Raw genomic sequence first — 16,450 nt, forward strand, 5'->3', positions numbered from 1 at the left:
GGGTCTGTCCCCGTTCCCTTTCAAGCATGAGTATTTCGAGTCCAGATTCGAGGGTATATTTAGACAGGATTATGGCGTTTCTCATGATAAAACACAGATACGTTATCCAACCCCGCTAGATTGAGAGGTGTACGTGGCTATTTATATAGAGATGGACAAGGTTATAGAGACTGAAGATTATGTTGAGTATACGTTTGGTCGGGGCGGCGATGTAGGTCTGATACGGCTAGATAAAATAAAGGAAACTATAAGCGTCATAAAGGAGTGCCCGTTGGATGTAAGCGGAAAATGGTCGGAGAGAGCCGGCATGAAGCTCGCTCGGCTCTTTGTAAAAGGCGAGTTTCCCGAGAAAACCCAGTGGGCTTCTTGAGAGCGGATAGATGGGGATGGGATAAATGTGGACAGGCCCTGAGGGATGCTCACAAATCCACTCCAGGCTCTGCGCCTGATGATGTACCTCATCACGCAGAGCTTTCGCCAGACTTTTCCGATATTCGCTGTAATTTGTAGGGTGAGGATGCATTCATGGTAGCGATCAGGGACGGTGTGGTGTTGGGTGGTGAGTACTCGGGCTGGAAGATCATTGTTGAGGATGATCGTGCTGGCGACACGGGTGGGTATTATTTGTACTTGAAGAAAAGTGGTAGCGAAGGGTTTGATTACTGGTTTGAGAGTGAGTCTGCGCTTAAGGCGCAGTTAGCCGAACTCCATGTTGAGTGGTACTAGTCAGTGCTCCGTACCCGTTTACCCCTCAACAGTGAATCGCTGCAATACAACTGGCCTCGTTCTTTGACGCCCCAACCGTTGGCCATTTATCATGCGAAAGCATAACGGCATCACTGTGTCGTGAATCATCCGAATACGTGCCTTCCTGCGGCCGCGCACGTCAACCCTGCCTCACCAATCCCGTATCGGCCTACGCCGTCATTTCAGGTGCTCAACAACGTGTCTGTCCCGAAAATTTCTGTCGTCATTCCCACGTACAACGTTGAGTCCTACATCGCTGAAACCCTCGACTCGCTGCTCAATCAACCCGTGCCGTTGCATGAAATCATCTTGATCAACGACGGCTCGACCGATGGCACGCTCGCGGTGATTGAGGCTGGTTTTGGCCATCGCCCGGAAGTCAAAGTGGTCACCCAGATCAATCAGGGCGTTGGCGCTGCCCGGCGCAATGGTCTGGCGTTGGCGAGCGGCGAGTATGTGTTCTTCTGCGATCCGGACGATGTGGTCAGCCCGGAGTTGTTTTCGACGCTGCTGGAGCAAGTGCAGGCCAATGCAGCGCTTGAACTGTTTTATTTTTCCAAGCGTTCGTACACCGAAGTGGACGGCGAGAAGCAACTGTTGCGACGTAACACTGCTGCCAGCCGCAATGGCTGGTTCGAGGCGGGGCGCGACTTGCTGCAGGATCTGATTTTGTCCGGCAAGTATCACGCGGCGACGTGGCAATACATTTTCAAGCGTTCGGTGTGCGAGCGTTTTGTGGTCCGGCTGGAAGGTCGGGCCCATGAAGATCATGTGTTCAGCATGAACATCTATCTGCACAGTCAGGCCACTTTTGCCACGGCAGCGGACTATTACTTTCAACGGGTCAGGAGCGGTTCGCTGACGCAGAGCCATAAGGATGTCGAGTACGTGATGGGCAGTTATGCCGCGTATCGCGACACTCTGGCAGCGTTGAAAAAGCACATCGCTGCGTTTAGTGCCGGGCGTGAAGTTGCGCTGAATTTCATGGAGCGCAATGTCGACGCACTGATCACCAAGTGCATCAAGTATGGTGTGCCGATGCCGCAGCAGATCACCTCGATGACGCGGCAAGACAGCCGTGATTGCGGGGTGATGTTGCACACTCGCTGGACGCTGTGGTTTCCGCGCATTGTTCACGGGTTGCGCAAGCTGCGTTTCAATCTGAAGCAATCGCGCCGGAGTCGAAAAGCCGCTGTTCAGGGGTAACGTCCACTCGCCGACAAGCGCAAAAAAAGGGGCGGATTCATATCGATGAATTCGCCCCTTTTTTATTGCGGCTCAAGTACGCGGTTCAACGAAACGCCGGCACCACATGCTTGATAAACAGCTCCAACGATTTCTTTTTCTCTTCGTGGGGCAGGCTGTTGTCACACCAGAAACTGAACTCATCCACGCCCAGTTCCTGGTAGTACTTGATCCGCGGAATGATCTCTTCCGGCGTACCAATCATTGCGGTCTTGTGCAGGCTCTCCAGTTCAAACTCCGGGCGGCCGGCAAACTTCTCTTCCGGGCTTGGCGCGAGGAAGCCGTTGACCGGGGTTTGCTTGTTGCCGAACCACGCATCGAAGGTTCGGTAAAAACGTGAGATGGCTTTCGCGCCGACTTTCCAGCCATCCGGATTGTCTGCGTCGTGCACGTGGGTATGACGAAGCACCATCAATTGTGGACGCGGCACGCCGGGGTTGTTGTCGAGGGCGGTCTGGAATTTGTTCTTCAGGTCTAGGACTTCTTCGTCGCCCTTCATCAGCGGCGTAACCATCACATTGCAGCCGTTGGCCACAGCGAAGTTGTGCGAGTCCGGGTCGCGGGCGGCGATCCACATCGGCGGGTTCGGTTTCTGGATCGGCTTCGGTACGCTGGTCGAGGTGGGGAATTTCCAGATGTCGCCGTCGTGGGCGTAGTCGCCTTGCCACAGGGCGCGGACCACCGGGACCATTTCGCGCAATGCCTGGCCACCGCTGGAGGCAGGCATGCCGCCGGCCATGCGATCGAATTCAACCTGATAGGCGCCACGGGCCAGGCCGACTTCCATGCGACCGTTGCTGATGACGTCGAGCAACGCGCATTCACCGGCAACGCGCAGCGGGTGCCAGAACGGCGCGATGATGGTGCCGGCGCCGAGGTGAATGGTGGTGGTTTTGGCCGCGAGGTAGGCGAGCAATGGCATCGGGCTTGGCGAGATGGTGTATTCCATGGCGTGGTGTTCGCCGATCCACACGGTGCTGAAACCGCCGGCCTCGGCTATCAGGGTGAGTTCGGTGAGGTCTTCGAACAGTTGGCGGTGGCTGACGCTTTCGTCCCAGCGTTCCATGTGGATGAACAGGGAAAATTTCATGACGCTTCCTCGGATTTTTTGTTGTTGAGGCTACAAAAATCGGTGGGAGTGAGCGGTTCGCGATCGCGCTGTGTCAGTCGCTTGCTGCGTGGCCTGTAACACTGCCTTCGCGAGCAGGCTCGCTCCCACATTTGATTTGCATAGGGCTGGAGGTTTTGATCAGGCCAGGACGGGCAGGGCGCCCATCTTGCCGTGGCAATACACCAATGGCCCGGTGTGCTGTTCGGGAACGATCAGATTCTTCACCGCGCCGACCATGATGGCGTGGTCGCCGCCTTCGTATTCGCGCCACAGCTCACATTCGATGATAGCTGTCGCGTTGGCCAGGATCGGGTTACCCAGTTCGCTCAATGTCCATTCGATGCCTTGTGCCTTGTCCTTGCCTTTGCGGGCGAAGGCGTAGGCTTCGCTTTGCTGGCCGCCGGACAGAACGTGGATCGCAAAGCGCTTGTTCTTGATCAGCACCGGGTAGGAATCAGAGCTGTAGTTGGGGCAGAACAGCACCAGCGCCGGGTCCATCGACAGCGAGCTGAACGCGCTGGCCGTCAGGCCGACAATCTGACCGTCATCGTCCAGGGTGGTGATAACGGTTACGCCGGACGGGAACGAGCCCATGACTTGTTTGTAGATGGCGGCATCGATCATTGGTCGGTCCTCGGGTGATGTGTTGCTGTTTTTATGTGTTTGTTGGTCTGATGGTATACCAGTATTCGATCTTTGCAAGGCCTTTTAAGCTGAACCGATAAACGTGCCGCGTTCGTCGGAAACTCAGCATTTACGGGGCTTTCGGCTGGTCCGTAGACTACGGTCTCAGCGAGGATGGCGTATCAGCTGGCGCCGTAAACTACGGATCAGTCTTGTGAATTGTTTGGAATACCATAATATGGTCTGCATCTGAGGGGTGACCAAAGAGTCCTCCCGGTTTGGCTTCATACAACGATAAGAACAGACAAACTCGAGTTCATGCATATGTCCCAGATGTCCCGGCAAGATCCGTTGATCGAGAATCATACGGTCGACTACGTCCCACTCGCGGAACGCCACGGGAAGGCCCGCGACCTGTTCACTCTTTGGTTCAGCACCAACATTGCGCCACTGCCCATCGTCACCGGCGCCATGGTGGTTCAGGTGTTCCATCTCGATTTGCTTTGGGGGCTGCTGGCGATTGCGCTGGGGCACATGATTGGCGGTGTAGTGATTGCGCTGGCGTCGGCGCAAGGCCCGCGCATGGGCATTCCGCAAATGGTCCAGAGTCGCGGCCAGTTCGGTCGTTACGGCGCGCTGCTGATCGTGTTTTTCGCAGCGCTGATCTACATCGGTTTCTTTATTTCCAATATCGTCCTGGCCGGTAAATCTATCGTTGGCATCGTGCCCTCGGTGCCGGCGCCGTTGAGCATTCTGATCGGTGCACTCGCCGCTACGGCGATTGGCGTGATCGGCTACAACTTCATTCACACGCTCAATCGCATCGGTACGTGGGTGATGGGTGGCGCGTTGCTCGCCGGTTTCATCTATATCTTTGCCCATGACTTGCCGGCGGATTTTCTTAGCCGTGGCAGCTTCAACCTGTCCGGTTGGCTGGCGACGGTGTCGCTGGGGATCATCTGGCAGATCAGTTTCTCGCCTTACGTCTCCGATTACTCGCGCTATCTGCCTGCGGATATCGGCATTGCCAAGCCGTTCTGGGCGACTTATCTGGGCGCGACGCTGGGCACTATTCTGTCCTTCAGCTTCGGCGCGGTTGCCGTGCTGGCCACTCCGGAAGGCACTGAAGCGATGGTCGCGGTCAAGCAGTCGACGGGTTGGCTCGGGCCAATTCTGATGGTGCTGTTTCTGCTCAATATCATCAGTCACAACGCGCTGAATCTGTATGGCGCGGTGCTCTCGATCATCACCTCGATCCAGACCTTCGCCAGCCAATGGACGCCGAGCATCAAGGTGCGCGTCGTGTTGTCGAGCTTGGTGCTCGCGGGTTGCTGCGTGGTTGCGCTGGGTGCATCGGCGGATTTCATTTCCGAGTTCATCGGTTTGATTCTGGCGTTGCTGCTGGTGTTGGTGCCGTGGGCGTCGATCAACCTGATCGACTTCTACCTGATCAAGCGCGGCTGCTACGACATCGCCTCGATCTTCCGCGCCGATGGCGGGGTTTACGGGCGCTTCAATCTGCACGCGATCATTGCTTATTTCATCGGTATCCTCGTGCAGTTACCGTTCGCCAACACATCGCTGTACGTCGGGCCGTACGCCAATCTGGTCGAGGGCGCGGACTTGTCCTGGCTGGTTGGCTTGGTGGTCACCGTGCCGTTGTATTACTGCCTGGCCACACGCGGTCAGACTCAGCAGAGCAGGGCGGCCAGGTTGGGTTACACCGACTGAGCTGATCCGCTTCACGACAATGCCCGGCCATTCGCCGGGCATTGTTGTTTCCGCATCCCGGCGGTCAATCAAATTGGCCACATCGATCCCCTTTTGGCCCATCCCCCACTGTGCTCCGGCTACGCTGTCAGCAAGAATCAAAGCCACAACCAGACGCTGAACCTTTTATTCCTTGGCTGCCTTTACAGCCGCTGCCGTGTACAGAACATAAAAACCATCGAACTCACGCTGCCTTTTGGGGAACAACCATGGTCACGATGAAACGTATTCTGGGTGCCACTGTGTGTGGGCTGACGCTGTTGGCCGGCGCTGTCCAGGCTGAACAACGCGAACTGCGCGTCTACAACTGGGCGGACTACATCCTGCCGTCCGTGCCCAAGGATTTCGCCGCAAAAAGCGGTATCAAAGTGACCTGGGACACCTTCGACACCAACGAATCCCTCGAAGCCAAACTGCTGACCGGCAATTCCGGTTACGACCTAGTGGTGCCGTCGAACCAGTTCCTTGAAACGCAGATCAAGGCTGGCGTGTTTCAGAAGCTGGATAAATCGAAACTGCCGAACTGGAGCCACCAGGACCCGGAACTGTTGAAACTGCTGGGCAAGAACGATCCGGGCAACCAGTACGGCGTGCCTTACATGGTCGGCACGGTGCTGATCGGCTTCAACCCGGCCAAGGTCAAAGCGGCGTTGGGCGACAACGCGCCGGTGGACAGCTGGGATCTGGTGTTCAAACCCGAGAACATGGAAAAACTCAAATCCTGCGGCGTGGCGATGCTTGATTCGCCGACAGAAATCCTGCCGCTGGCCCTGCATTACCTGGGCCTCGATCCGAACAGCCAGAACCCGGCCGACTATGAAAAAGCCAAGGAGCTGATGCTCAAGGTTCGCCCGTACGTGACCTACTTCAACTCGGCCAAATACATGACCGACATCGCCAACGGCGACATCTGCGTGGCCATCGGTTACTCCGGCAGCTTCTATCAGTTCGGCAACCGCGCCAAAGAGGCGAAAAACGGCGTAGTGGTCGACTGGCGCTTGCCGAAAGAAGGCGCGCCGATCTGGTTCGACACCTTCGCCATTCCGAAAAGCGCGAAGAACGTCGAGGAAGCGCATGAGTTCCTCAACAACCTGCTCGATCCGAAAGTGATCGCACCGATCAGCGACTTCCTCGGTTACCCGAATGCGAACAAGGATTCGATGCCGCTGATCAATAAGGAAATCACTGACAACCCGAACCTGACACCGACCCCGGAAGCGCTGAAAAAACTCTACGTTGTGCAGCCGTTGCCGCAGAAACTCGAGCGTGTGCGGACACGTGTGTGGACCAGCATCAAGTCCGATAAGTAACCGTCACCGCAATCCAAATGTGGGAGCGAGCTTGCTCGCGAAAGCGGTGAGTCATTCAACTTCGATGTTGACTGGTCCAACGCCTTCGCGAGCAAGCTCGCTCCCACAGGGTTTTGTGGTGTGTTATTCAGTGCTGCGTTCGCTCTCTCTGGTGGTCACCAGGCTCAGCAAAACCGAACTCAGAATAACCCCGCCCACCACCGCCAACGACCACTCCACCGGCATGTGCAACCACGGCATCAACACCATCTTGCCGCCGATAAACACCAGCACAATCGCCAGCCCATACTTGAGCAGATGAAAGCGGTCGGCCATGTCTGCCAGCAGGAAATACAGCGCGCGCAGGCCCATGATCGCGAAGATATTCGAAGTGAAGACAATGAACGGATCAGTCGTCACGGCGAAGATTGCCGGGATGCTGTCGACCGCGAACATCAAGTCACTGGCCTCGATCAGCACCAGCACCAGGAACATCGGGGTGGCCCAGCGCACGCCGTTCTGCAGGACGAAAAACCGTTCGCCATGAAAACTACTGGTGATGCGCATATGCCCGCGCACCCAGCGCAGCAACGGATTCTTTTCCAGATCGGGTTGATGGTCGGCAAACACCAGCATCTTGATCCCGGTGATGATCAGGAACACGCCGAACACGTACAGCAGCCACTCGAACTGCGACACCAGCCACACCCCGGCAAAAATCATCACCGCGCGCATTACGATGGCCCCGAGCACGCCGTACAGTAGCACCCGCCGCTGCAGCTCCGGCGGTACGGCGAAGTAGCTGAAGATCATCACGAAGACGAACATATTGTCGATCGACAGCGATTGCTCGATCAGATAACCGGTGAGGAATTCGAGGGTTTTCTGCCGGGCGATTTCGCCGCCGAACTCCCCGTTCAGATACCACCACAGCAGCCCGGCGAAGCTCAGCGCCAGCAAGCACCAGGCAATGACCCAAGCCGAGGCTTCTCGCACTGAAACCCGATGCGCCTTGCGCCCGCCGAACACAAAAAGGTCCAGGGCCAACATCGCAAGTACGAAGACGATGAAGGCGCCCCACATCCACGGTTCGCCGATATTGATGTTCGTTTCTGGCATGTCACGCTCCCTCTTTCTGGTTGTATTAGGGTCAGACGAGGTCATGCTAGCGACGTATTCGCGCGAAAGAAAAATCGTTTATTTCTGGGTTGGATTTCGGTTTTAACGAAGTGTTGACCCCGTGGATGATCGCGGATCAGCGAAAAAACTCCCCCGGCGTCTCCCCAAACTGCTGGCGAAACGCTGCAATAAACGCTGACGTCGAGTCGTAACCACAGGCCAGCGCGACGTCGGTGACGCGTTCACCTTTTTCCAGCGGCGTCAGCGCACCGAGCAGGCGCAGACGCTGGCGCCAGGCGCGGAAGGTCAGGCCGGTGTCGCGCAGGAACAGGCGGGTGAGGGTCTTTTCGGTGACACCGAACTTCTCGCTCCAGTGGCTTAGCGTGGTCTGCTGTTCTGGATGCTGTTCAAGGCTCTGGTAGATCTGCTTCAAGCGGGCGTCTTGTGGCAACGGCAGCATCAGATCGATCTGCGGCGCCTCGGCCAGTTGATCGAGGATCACCTGGGCCAGACGTCCGTGTGGGCCGCTCTGATCGTATTCCACCGGAACCTGACTGAACGCACGGATCAATTCCCTGAGCAGATCGCTGACGCCCAGCACATGGCAGCGCTCAAGCGCCCATCCGGCGACGCTGCAATCGATGTAGAGGCTGCGCATTTCCGTGTGCGGCGAGCTGAACACCCGATGCGGCACACCCGCCGGAATCCATACTGCGCGCTCGGGCGGGGCGACGAAGCGGCCGGCGCTGGTCTGTATTTCCAGTACCCCCTGAATCGCGTAGGACAACTGCACCCATGGGTGGCTGTGGCGCCGGGTCAGGGCGCGATTGGGCAGCGATTCGGTGCGCCCGTAGAGTGGACGCGGCAGGCTGGGCAGCCCGGGAATGCTGCGGCGGACGCTTTTTTCATGTCCTTTAGGCGGCATCTTGTGGCCCTTCGGCGTTAGTCGGTAATTCGCAGCCACGTTAGAGTCGTCGGCACGCCCTGGCAACCCCCGGATGAACCGACCATGACTCGCCCACGTTTTTTGCCTGACAACTTCACCCTGACGCTGATCGGCGTCGTACTGCTGGCCAGTTTCCTGCCGGCCAGCGGCCAGGTCGCCGTCGGTTTCGGCTGGCTGACCAACATCGCCATCGCGCTGCTGTTTTTCCTCCACGGCGCCAAACTCTCCCGCGAATCAATCATCGCCGGCGCCGGTCACTGGCGCCTGCATTTGCTGGTGTTCGGCCTGACGTTTGTACTTTTCCCGTTACTGGGTCTGGCGCTCAAGCCGCTGCTGTCACCGCTGATCGGCGACAAGTTGTACATGGGCATGCTTTACCTGTGCGCACTGCCAGCCACGGTGCAATCGGCGATCGCTTTCACCTCTCTGGCGCGGGGCAATATCCCGGCGGCGATTTGCAGCGCGGCGGCATCGAGCCTGTTCGGGATTTTCCTCACACCGTTGTTGGTCACGCTGTTGCTCAACGTACACGGTGATGGCGGTTCGACGCTGGATGCGATCTTGAAGATCAGCGTGCAACTGCTGCTGCCGTTCATTGCCGGGCAGATCGCCCGGCGCTGGATCGGCGCGTGGGTGGGGCGTAACAAGAACTGGCTGAAGTTCGTCGATCAGGGCTCGATTCTGTTGGTGGTCTACGGCGCGTTCAGTGAGGCGGTCAATGAAGGCATCTGGCATCAGATTCCGGTTGTTGATCTGCTGGGATTGGTGGTGGTCTGCTGCATTCTGCTGGCGCTGGTGCTGTTGGCGTCGACGCTGTTGGGCAAGGCATTCGGCTTCAGCCAGGAAGATCGCATCACCATTCTGTTCTGCGGCTCAAAAAAGAGTCTGGCCACCGGCGTGCCAATGGCGCAGGTGTTGTTTGCCGGCAGCACGATTGGCGTGCTGATCCTGCCGCTGATGCTGTTCCATCAGATCCAGTTGATGGTCTGTGCGGTGCTCGCTCAGCGCTACGCCAAGCGCCCGGAATCGGTGCCGGAGTTGATGGCGCAGGTCGATCCATAACACACCGTCTACGTGTAGGAGCTGCCGCAGGCTGCGATCTTTTGATCTTGTCTTTTAAAAGCAAAGTCAAAAGATCGCAGCCTGCGGCAGCTCCTACAGAGTTCCTGCGTATTTCACGGCCGCCGCCCGCGAGGGCACGTTCAACGTGCGCAACAACGACGACACATGAATCCGCACCGTGAACGGGGAAATATCCAGTTCACGGGCGATTTCCTTGTTGGTCTTGCCTTGGGCGATCAAGCGCAGCACGTCTTGCTGCCGGGGCGTGAGGGCGGTGGCGGTTTCCAGCGGCAGCAGCCCTGACGGCGCGAACTTCACCAGCACCTCGCCTTCTCGAATCGCCAGAATCGCCTGGCCGATTTCCTCGGGGGCGATGTTCTTGCCGATAAAACCGTCGATACCGGCGGCCATGACCTCGCTGATCAACGCCTCATCATCAACCATCGACACCACGATCAGTGTGGTGCGTGGCAAGCGCTGGCGCAGCCCGGCGAGCTGGCTGATGCAGGTCAGGCCCGGAAAACGCAGGTCCAGCATCAGCGTGTCCGGCTCGTCACCCGACGGCAGCAGTGCGAGCACCGCGTCGAGATCGCCGGCTTCGTCGACGATGGCGTCGGGCAGCAAACGCTGGACCGTGCGCAGCATCGCTTCGCGAAACAGTGGGTGATCGTCGGCTATGATAATTCGGCATGTCATGGCATGACCCTCCCTGGGTCAGGCGTTGCTCAATGCGTGCACCTTAACACCGGGCGCAAATGTTGCCTGTAGGCTGCTTCTGAATCTGACGAATACCGCACAAGGACGTTTCCCGTGAAGTTCGAGAAAAATACCGAACTCGACCAGGCCAATCTGCGCATTATCATCGCCGCGATTGCCGTGGTTTACATGCTCGTCCTCGGTTTTTTGCCGGGGCAGCGCTTCGATACCTATTTGCCGGTGGTCACTTACATTGGCCTGTTTTTGCTGGCCTCGATTGTGCTGCGCCAATCGATTGTGCGCTGGCCCGGGCATTACCCGGCGCGGCGGATCTTCGCCATGATCCACGATTACACCGGTACCTGTTTCGGTCTGGTGGTCGGTGGTGAGGCGGCATTGCCGCTGTACGCGGTGATTGTCTGGGTCAACCTCGGCAACGGTATGCGTTATGGCTCGCGCTACCTGGCAATCGCCACGGCGCTGGCGTTGCTGTCGCTGCTGTGTGTCTATCGGCTGACACCGGTGTGGCAGGCGCAACCGTTCATGGTGTTGATGCTGATGATCACCAGCACGGTGATCCCGTTTTACGCGCACTTGCTGCTGGAGCGCACGCGCAAGGCCTCCGAGGAAGCGGTTGCGGCAAATCTGGAAAAGTCGCGTTTTCTCGCGCAAGCCAGTCATGACCTGCGCCAGCCGATTCACTCCATTGGGCTATTTACCGCGTGCCTGCGTGAATCGCGTCTGGGCGATGAGGAGCGACGCCTGGTCGACAATATCGATCGTTCGTTGCTCAACGTCTCGCAGTTGTTCCGCTCGATTCTCGATCTGTACACCCTCGACAACGGGCGAGTCCTGCCCAAACTGCAAATCTTCAATTTGGGTGAATGGCTGGCAGACCTGATTCGTCAGAACGCCGAAGCGGCGCGTTGGGCGGGCGTGGAACTGCGCTTGCGGCCCTGTGAATATTGGGTGTGCAGCGATCCGGCGTTGCTGGCAACCATGGTGCAGAACGTGCTTTCCAACTGCTTCAAATACGGTGCGCATCGGCCGGTTTTGATCGGCGTGCGTCGCCGCGGGGCTGGGCTGGCCATCGTGATTTGTGACCGCGGCAACGGTATCGCCGAAGAACATCTGGCCAAGGTGTTCGAGGAGTTTTATCGGATACGGCAAGTGCGCGACAAAGATGTCGAAGGCGTGGGCCTGGGTCTGTCGATCGTCAAGCGTCTGGGTGAATTGATGGGGGTCGGTGTTGCACTGCGTTCGCAGTCCGGGCGGGGAACCGCGGTAACCTTGTACGGCTTGCCGATCGCCGCGCCTCCGCCCTTGACGGTCAATCGCGAAGAGGCGCGACAGGTCGGTTTGCTGACCGGGCTGAAGGTGTGTCTGGTGGAGGACGACCGCAACGTGCTGCTGGCGACGTCAGCGTTGCTGGAACGTTGGGGCTGTGTGGTTCAGGCCGAGTTGACTGCGCGGGATCTGGTCACCGACTGCGACATCATCGTCGCCGACTATGACCTAGGCACCCACGCCACCGGTATCGAATGCATCGATGATGTGCGCAGGCAAAGGGGCTGGGCGGTACCGGCGATGATCATCACCGGGCATGACGTGGAAAAAATCCAGGCAGCCCTGCATGACCGCCAGATTGCCATCCTGTCCAAACCGGTACGCCCGGCGGAACTGCGCGCGACCCTACGAACGCTGCGCGACTGCGAAACCCAAACCGTGTAGGAGCTGCGGCACGCTGCGATCTTTTGATGTCAATCAGAAGAGCAAGATCAAAAGATCGCAGCCTCGTTGCACTCGACAGCTCCTACAGGGTCAAGCGTCTAGCGTTTGCACAGGTAATCCTGGGTGATGGTGGTCTGCAGGCAGTTGTACTGGCCCATGGTGCGGCAGATGTTTTTCTCCGAGCCGGTGACCTCGGCGTTTTTGTAGCCCCAGGTCTTGCAGCGTTGTGTGGCGACGGTCAGGCCCTGTTCGGCGCTGGTCTCGCCGCTTTCGAACTGGCCCAGTTCATAGGAGACCTGGACGATGCCGTCGTTTTTGCTGCCGCCGGTGGCTTCCCATTGTTTTGGCGTGGCGCAGCCAGTGAGGAAAAGGGCGCTGAGGGTGAGTGTTGCGATCAGGGTTTTCATGGGCAAACGGAGTCCTTTACCGGGCGGGGGCGTTATTGCAGTGGAATTGGCGAGGCGCCTTTGGGCAAGCACGACAGCGGCGGCTTCATGATGCCCATGCTCGCCACGGCGATGATGACGCCGCTGGGCAACTCACAGTTGTATTCCCCGGCCGGGGTGTAGGCGGTGTAGTAGGTGAGGGTGCTGTCGTTGCGGATGTTGTCGATTTTCGACACTGGTTTACCGATCACCGTCTGAGCACGTTCTTTCATGCTCGCTTCCGTGGGTTTGACGGTCTGGCAGCCGGCCAAGCCGAGCAGCACAGCGCCGGCCACGGCGATCTTGCAGAGGTTTGCATGCAGTTTCATGGTGTTTCTTCCTTGGTGTTGTTCTGATTTCCAGGCACAACGATCCCGTACGGTGCGAACTGGCAACGTTGAGGAGCATCGAGGGGTGCCGAGGAATATAACGCCACCTGGCAGGGCGGTCGATTAGCACAAATGTGCTAGTGCGGCGGGGAGCGACGGGCGTTAGGCGCTTCTCTTCCTGCCCGACTCGGGCAAAGCTCGAATCAGTCTAAAAACACTGAGTCGCGCTGACGAGCCTTTGCTAGGCTCAAAGGTGTAGGCGAAGACGCAGACTGATGCGCAATCGGATAGCAAGGGGGCGTGGGGCGCGCTCCGAAAGGTACACGGTTAGAAAGATCTCCGCGCTGAGATCCAGCCCTTATGCCGTGTGAAGCAGCCGAGGCCGTACCTTTTCCATTTGGCCCGGTACTGTGGGAAGCCCGATAAACCTTGTAAGCCAGAGACCAGCACTGGCCGCCTGCTCGAACACCAAAGCCCGCTTCGTGCGGGCTTTGTCGTTCTTGCCAGGTCAGATCGATTGCAGTGCCTGCGCCAGATCGGCGCGCAGGTCTTCGACGTCTTCGACGCCCACCGACAGACGCACCAGACCATCGCCGATGCCCAGTTTTGCCCGGGTATCAGCCGGAATGGTGGCATGGGTCATGATCGCCGGATGCTCGATCAGGCTTTCCACACCGCCGAGACTTTCCGCCAGGGCGAAGATCTTCACGTTCTCCAGGAAGCGCCGCGCACCGTCCAGATCACTGTTCAGGTCGACGGAAATCATCCCGCCGAAACCGCGCATCTGGCGCTTGGCCAACTCATGCTGCGGATGCGACGCCAGTCCTGGGTAGTAGACATGTTTGACCTGCGGCTGCTGTTCCAGCCACTGCGCCAGATCCAGCGCGTTACTGCAATGACGCTCCATGCGCAGTGCCAGGGTTTTCACCCCGCGCAGGGTCAGAAACGCATCGAACGGCCCGGCAATCGCACCGACCGCGTTCTGCAAAAAGCCCAGCTTCTCGGCCAGTTCTGCGTTCTGACCGACCACGGCAATGCCGCCGATCACATCGGAGTGACCGTTGAGGTACTTGGTGGTCGAGTGCAGCACGATGTCGAAACCCAACTCCAGCGGCCGCTGGATATACGGGCTGGCAAAGGTGTTGTCGGCCACGCTGATGATCCCGCGAGCGCGGCAGATACGGGCGATAGCGGCGAGGTCCGACAGGCTCAGCAGCGGGTTGGTCGGTGACTCGACAATCACCAGGCGTGTGTCGTCCTGCAACGCCGCTTCGAACGCCGCCAGGTCAGTCAGATCGACGTAGCTGAAACGGTGTCCGGCACTGCGCTGACGGACCTTGTCGAACAGGCGGAACGTGCCGCCGTACAAGTCATTGCCGGAGATCACGTGCGAACCGGCATCGATCAGTTCGAGCACCGTGGAAATCGTTGCCAGCCCGGAAGCAAAGGCAAACGCCTGGGTGCCGCCTTCAAGATCCGCCACGCAACGCTCCAGGGCAAACCGCGTTGGGTTGTGCGAGCGCCCGTAATCGAAGCCCTTGTGCACACCAGGGCTGTCTTGCAGATAGGTGGAGTTGGCGTAGATCGGCGGCATCAGCGCGCCGGTGGTCGGGTCCGGCTCCTGCCCGGCGTGGATCACCCGGGTCGCGAAGCCTTGGGATTTATCGTCGTGCTGACTCATGCGAGGGATCTCCGTAATTGGTTGAGCATGTCGGTGCGGGTGATCAGGCCATGGAAGCCCGATGCATCGGCGATGATCGCGACAAGGCCACGGCTGAGCACCGCTTCCAGCTCGGCAAGGCTGGCGCCAGGGGCGAGGGTCTGCAGTTTGTCGGTCATCACGCTGGACACCGATTGGCTGAAGCGGGCGGCGTCTTCGTGCACCGCCAGCAGGATGTCGGACTCGTCGATCACCCCGACCAGTTGCTTGCCTTCCACCAGCACCGGCAATTGCGAGACATCGGCCAGGCGCATGCGCTGGAACGCGGTGAGCAGGGTGTCGTCAGGGCCGACGCTGATCACCCGGCCGTCCTCGAAACGTCGAGCGATGAGGTCACGCAGATCACCGTAACCCTTGCGCTGCAACAGGCCTTGATCGGTCATCCACTGGTCGTTGTAGACCTTCGACAAGTAGCGTGTACCGGTGTCACAAACGAAGCTGACCACACGTTTCGGCTCGGTCTGTTCGCGGCAATAACGCAGCGCCGCAGCGAGCAGGGTGCCGGTCGACGAGCCGCCGAGAATGCCTTCGGCCTTGAGCAACTGACGGGCGTGAGCGAAGCTTTCTTCATCGCTGATCGAGTAGGCGTGGCGCACGCTGGAGAGGTCGGTGATCGACGGAATAAAGTCCTCGCCAATGCCTTCCACGGCCCATGAACCGGGCTTGGGCAGAGAGCCGTCGCGGCTGTATTGCGCCATCACCGAGCCGACCGGATCGGCCAAGACCATTTCCAGGTCCGGCTGCACGCGTTTGAAGAAGCGGCTCAGGCCCGTCAGCGTGCCGGCCGAACCGACGCCGACGACGATGGCATCCAGATCATGCTCGGTCTGCGCCCAGATCTCCGGCGCCGTGCTGCATTCGTGGGCCAGCGGGTTGGCCGGGTTGTTGAACTGATCGGCGAAAAAAGCGCCGGGAATGTCTTTTGCCAAACGTGCGGCGACGTCCTGGTAATACTCGGGATGGCCCTTGCCGACGTCGGAGCGGGTGATGTGCACTTCGGCACCCATGGCCTTCAAGTGCAGGACTTTCTCGGTGGACATTTTGTCCGGCACCACCAGTACCACGCGATAACCTTTGGCGCGGCCAACCAGTGCCAGACCCAGGCCGGTATTGCCGGCGGTGGCTTCGACGATGGTGCCACCGGGTTGCAGACGACCATCACGTTCGGCGGCGTCGATCATGGCCAGACCGATGCGGTCCTTGATGGAACCGCCGGGGTTCTGCGATTCAAGTTTGAGAAACAGTGTGCACGGGCCAGTATCGAAACGAGTGACTTGAACCAGCGGAGTGTTGCCTATCAGCCCAAGTACGGCAGGGCGTGATTCCTTTGACATTTCTTCACCTCTTAATGGTGTTGATCGCGTTCCAATCGCGGGGAAAAGACTCGCGTGCAACATAGGCGCAGACATCAGCTGTCGCAACCTTTAGTCAGCCGCAAATACAGCCATTTCGATCTAACGATAGAACCAAATCAGCGACCTGAAGGAATGAATCGAGTGCGTTTACACAGAGGCGCCATTGAGTTTCCAAAGGGCGTCTTTGCGTGATGAAAAGCTTGATCTGCAAATGAATATCCTGCACTCGCGAAGGCATTTTCTGCTGCCGACAGCGACTACCCGATCATGAGGAGATCTCG

General features: G+C 58.5%; 16 protein-coding genes. 7 read left to right on the plus strand and 9 right to left on the minus strand.

Annotated elements, in window-relative coordinates:
• The first annotated feature begins 133 nt into the window (after window positions 1-133).
• The 3 genes from QZR14_RS24335 to QZR14_RS24345 all read left to right on the plus strand — a co-directional run bounded on the left by QZR14_RS24335 (window position 134) and on the right by QZR14_RS24345 (window position 1,953).
• Complete coding sequence (locus QZR14_RS24335) at window positions 134-370, plus strand: hypothetical protein (protein ID WP_064363466.1); 237 nt, start codon at window positions 134-136, stop codon at window positions 368-370.
• 155 nt (window positions 371-525) lie between these two features.
• Complete coding sequence (locus QZR14_RS24340) at window positions 526-726, plus strand: hypothetical protein (RefSeq protein WP_311997947.1); 201 nt, start codon at window positions 526-528, stop codon at window positions 724-726.
• A gap of 219 nt (window positions 727-945) precedes the next feature.
• Window positions 946-1,953 (plus strand): glycosyltransferase family 2 protein, encoded by a 1,008-nt coding sequence (locus QZR14_RS24345; protein WP_311997948.1) that lies wholly within the window; start codon window positions 946-948, stop codon window positions 1,951-1,953.
• Between the two features lie 85 nt (window positions 1,954-2,038).
• On the opposite strand, the gene QZR14_RS24350 is transcribed toward QZR14_RS24345, so the two are convergent.
• Both QZR14_RS24350 and QZR14_RS24355 read right to left on the minus strand, forming a co-directional pair.
• Window positions 2,039-3,082, minus strand: a complete 1,044-nt coding sequence (locus QZR14_RS24350; RefSeq protein WP_311997949.1) for an LLM class flavin-dependent oxidoreductase — start codon at window positions 3,080-3,082, stop codon at window positions 2,039-2,041.
• Window positions 3,083-3,241: 159 nt separating this feature from the next.
• A complete protein-coding gene (locus QZR14_RS24355; protein ID WP_003225754.1) occupies window positions 3,242-3,727 on the minus strand; it encodes a flavin reductase family protein in 486 nt (161 codons plus the stop codon).
• Between the two features lie 324 nt (window positions 3,728-4,051).
• Between QZR14_RS24355 and QZR14_RS24360 the strand changes: the two genes are divergently transcribed.
• Window positions 4,052-5,458, plus strand: a complete 1,407-nt coding sequence (locus QZR14_RS24360; RefSeq protein ID WP_311997950.1) for a purine-cytosine permease family protein — start codon at window positions 4,052-4,054, stop codon at window positions 5,456-5,458.
• A 248-nt stretch (window positions 5,459-5,706) separates the two neighbouring features.
• Entirely contained in the window at window positions 5,707-6,807 is a 1,101-nt protein-coding gene (locus QZR14_RS24365; protein WP_311997951.1) for a polyamine ABC transporter substrate-binding protein, read from the plus strand.
• A gap of 123 nt (window positions 6,808-6,930) precedes the next feature.
• On the opposite strand, the gene QZR14_RS24375 is transcribed toward QZR14_RS24365, so the two are convergent.
• The gene (locus QZR14_RS24375; RefSeq protein ID WP_250605447.1) at window positions 6,931-7,905 is read right to left on the minus strand and encodes a TerC family protein; all 975 of its coding nucleotides are present in this window, start codon (window positions 7,903-7,905) and stop codon (window positions 6,931-6,933) included.
• 136 nt (window positions 7,906-8,041) lie between these two features.
• The gene (locus QZR14_RS24380; RefSeq protein ID WP_150693595.1) at window positions 8,042-8,830 is read right to left on the minus strand and encodes an AraC family transcriptional regulator; all 789 of its coding nucleotides are present in this window, start codon (window positions 8,828-8,830) and stop codon (window positions 8,042-8,044) included.
• An 84-nt stretch (window positions 8,831-8,914) separates the two neighbouring features.
• Between QZR14_RS24380 and QZR14_RS24385 the strand changes: the two genes are divergently transcribed.
• Window positions 8,915-9,913, plus strand: a complete 999-nt coding sequence (locus QZR14_RS24385) for a bile acid:sodium symporter family protein (protein WP_064587897.1) — start codon at window positions 8,915-8,917, stop codon at window positions 9,911-9,913.
• 93 nt (window positions 9,914-10,006) lie between these two features.
• Here the strand turns inward: QZR14_RS24385 and QZR14_RS24390 are convergent, their stop codons facing one another.
• A complete protein-coding gene (locus tag QZR14_RS24390; RefSeq protein ID WP_250605444.1) occupies window positions 10,007-10,609 on the minus strand; it encodes a LuxR C-terminal-related transcriptional regulator in 603 nt (200 codons plus the stop codon).
• A gap of 114 nt (window positions 10,610-10,723) precedes the next feature.
• Here QZR14_RS24390 and QZR14_RS24395 point away from each other — a divergent pair, with 114 nt between their 5' ends.
• Window positions 10,724-12,340 carry an ATP-binding response regulator gene (locus QZR14_RS24395; protein WP_311997952.1) on the plus strand — a complete coding sequence of 539 codons (1,617 nt, stop codon included), beginning with the start codon at window positions 10,724-10,726 and terminating at the stop codon, window positions 12,338-12,340.
• 98 nt (window positions 12,341-12,438) lie between these two features.
• Here QZR14_RS24395 and yecR read toward each other — a convergent pair whose 3' ends face one another.
• The 4 genes from yecR to QZR14_RS24415 form a co-directional block, all read right to left on the minus strand.
• On the minus strand, window positions 12,439-12,747 hold the full coding sequence (gene yecR, locus QZR14_RS24400; RefSeq protein WP_250605442.1) for a YecR family lipoprotein: 309 nt from the start codon (window positions 12,745-12,747) through the stop codon (window positions 12,439-12,441).
• Window positions 12,748-12,779: 32 nt separating this feature from the next.
• A complete protein-coding gene (locus QZR14_RS24405; protein ID WP_311997953.1) occupies window positions 12,780-13,094 on the minus strand; it encodes a hypothetical protein in 315 nt (104 codons plus the stop codon).
• Between the two features lie 508 nt (window positions 13,095-13,602).
• The gene (locus QZR14_RS24410) at window positions 13,603-14,775 is read right to left on the minus strand and encodes a cystathionine gamma-synthase (RefSeq protein ID WP_311997954.1); all 1,173 of its coding nucleotides are present in this window, start codon (window positions 14,773-14,775) and stop codon (window positions 13,603-13,605) included.
• Window positions 14,772-16,148, minus strand: coding sequence for a pyridoxal-phosphate dependent enzyme (locus QZR14_RS24415; protein WP_093437711.1), 1,377 nt, complete (start codon window positions 16,146-16,148; stop codon window positions 14,772-14,774). Before QZR14_RS24415 ends, QZR14_RS24410 begins: the two co-directional genes overlap by 4 nt.
• Window positions 16,149-16,450 lie beyond the last annotated feature (302 nt).

It is taken from the genome of Pseudomonas sp. rhizo66 (assembly GCF_031931925.1).
Lineage (GTDB): Bacteria > Pseudomonadota > Gammaproteobacteria > Pseudomonadales > Pseudomonadaceae > Aquipseudomonas.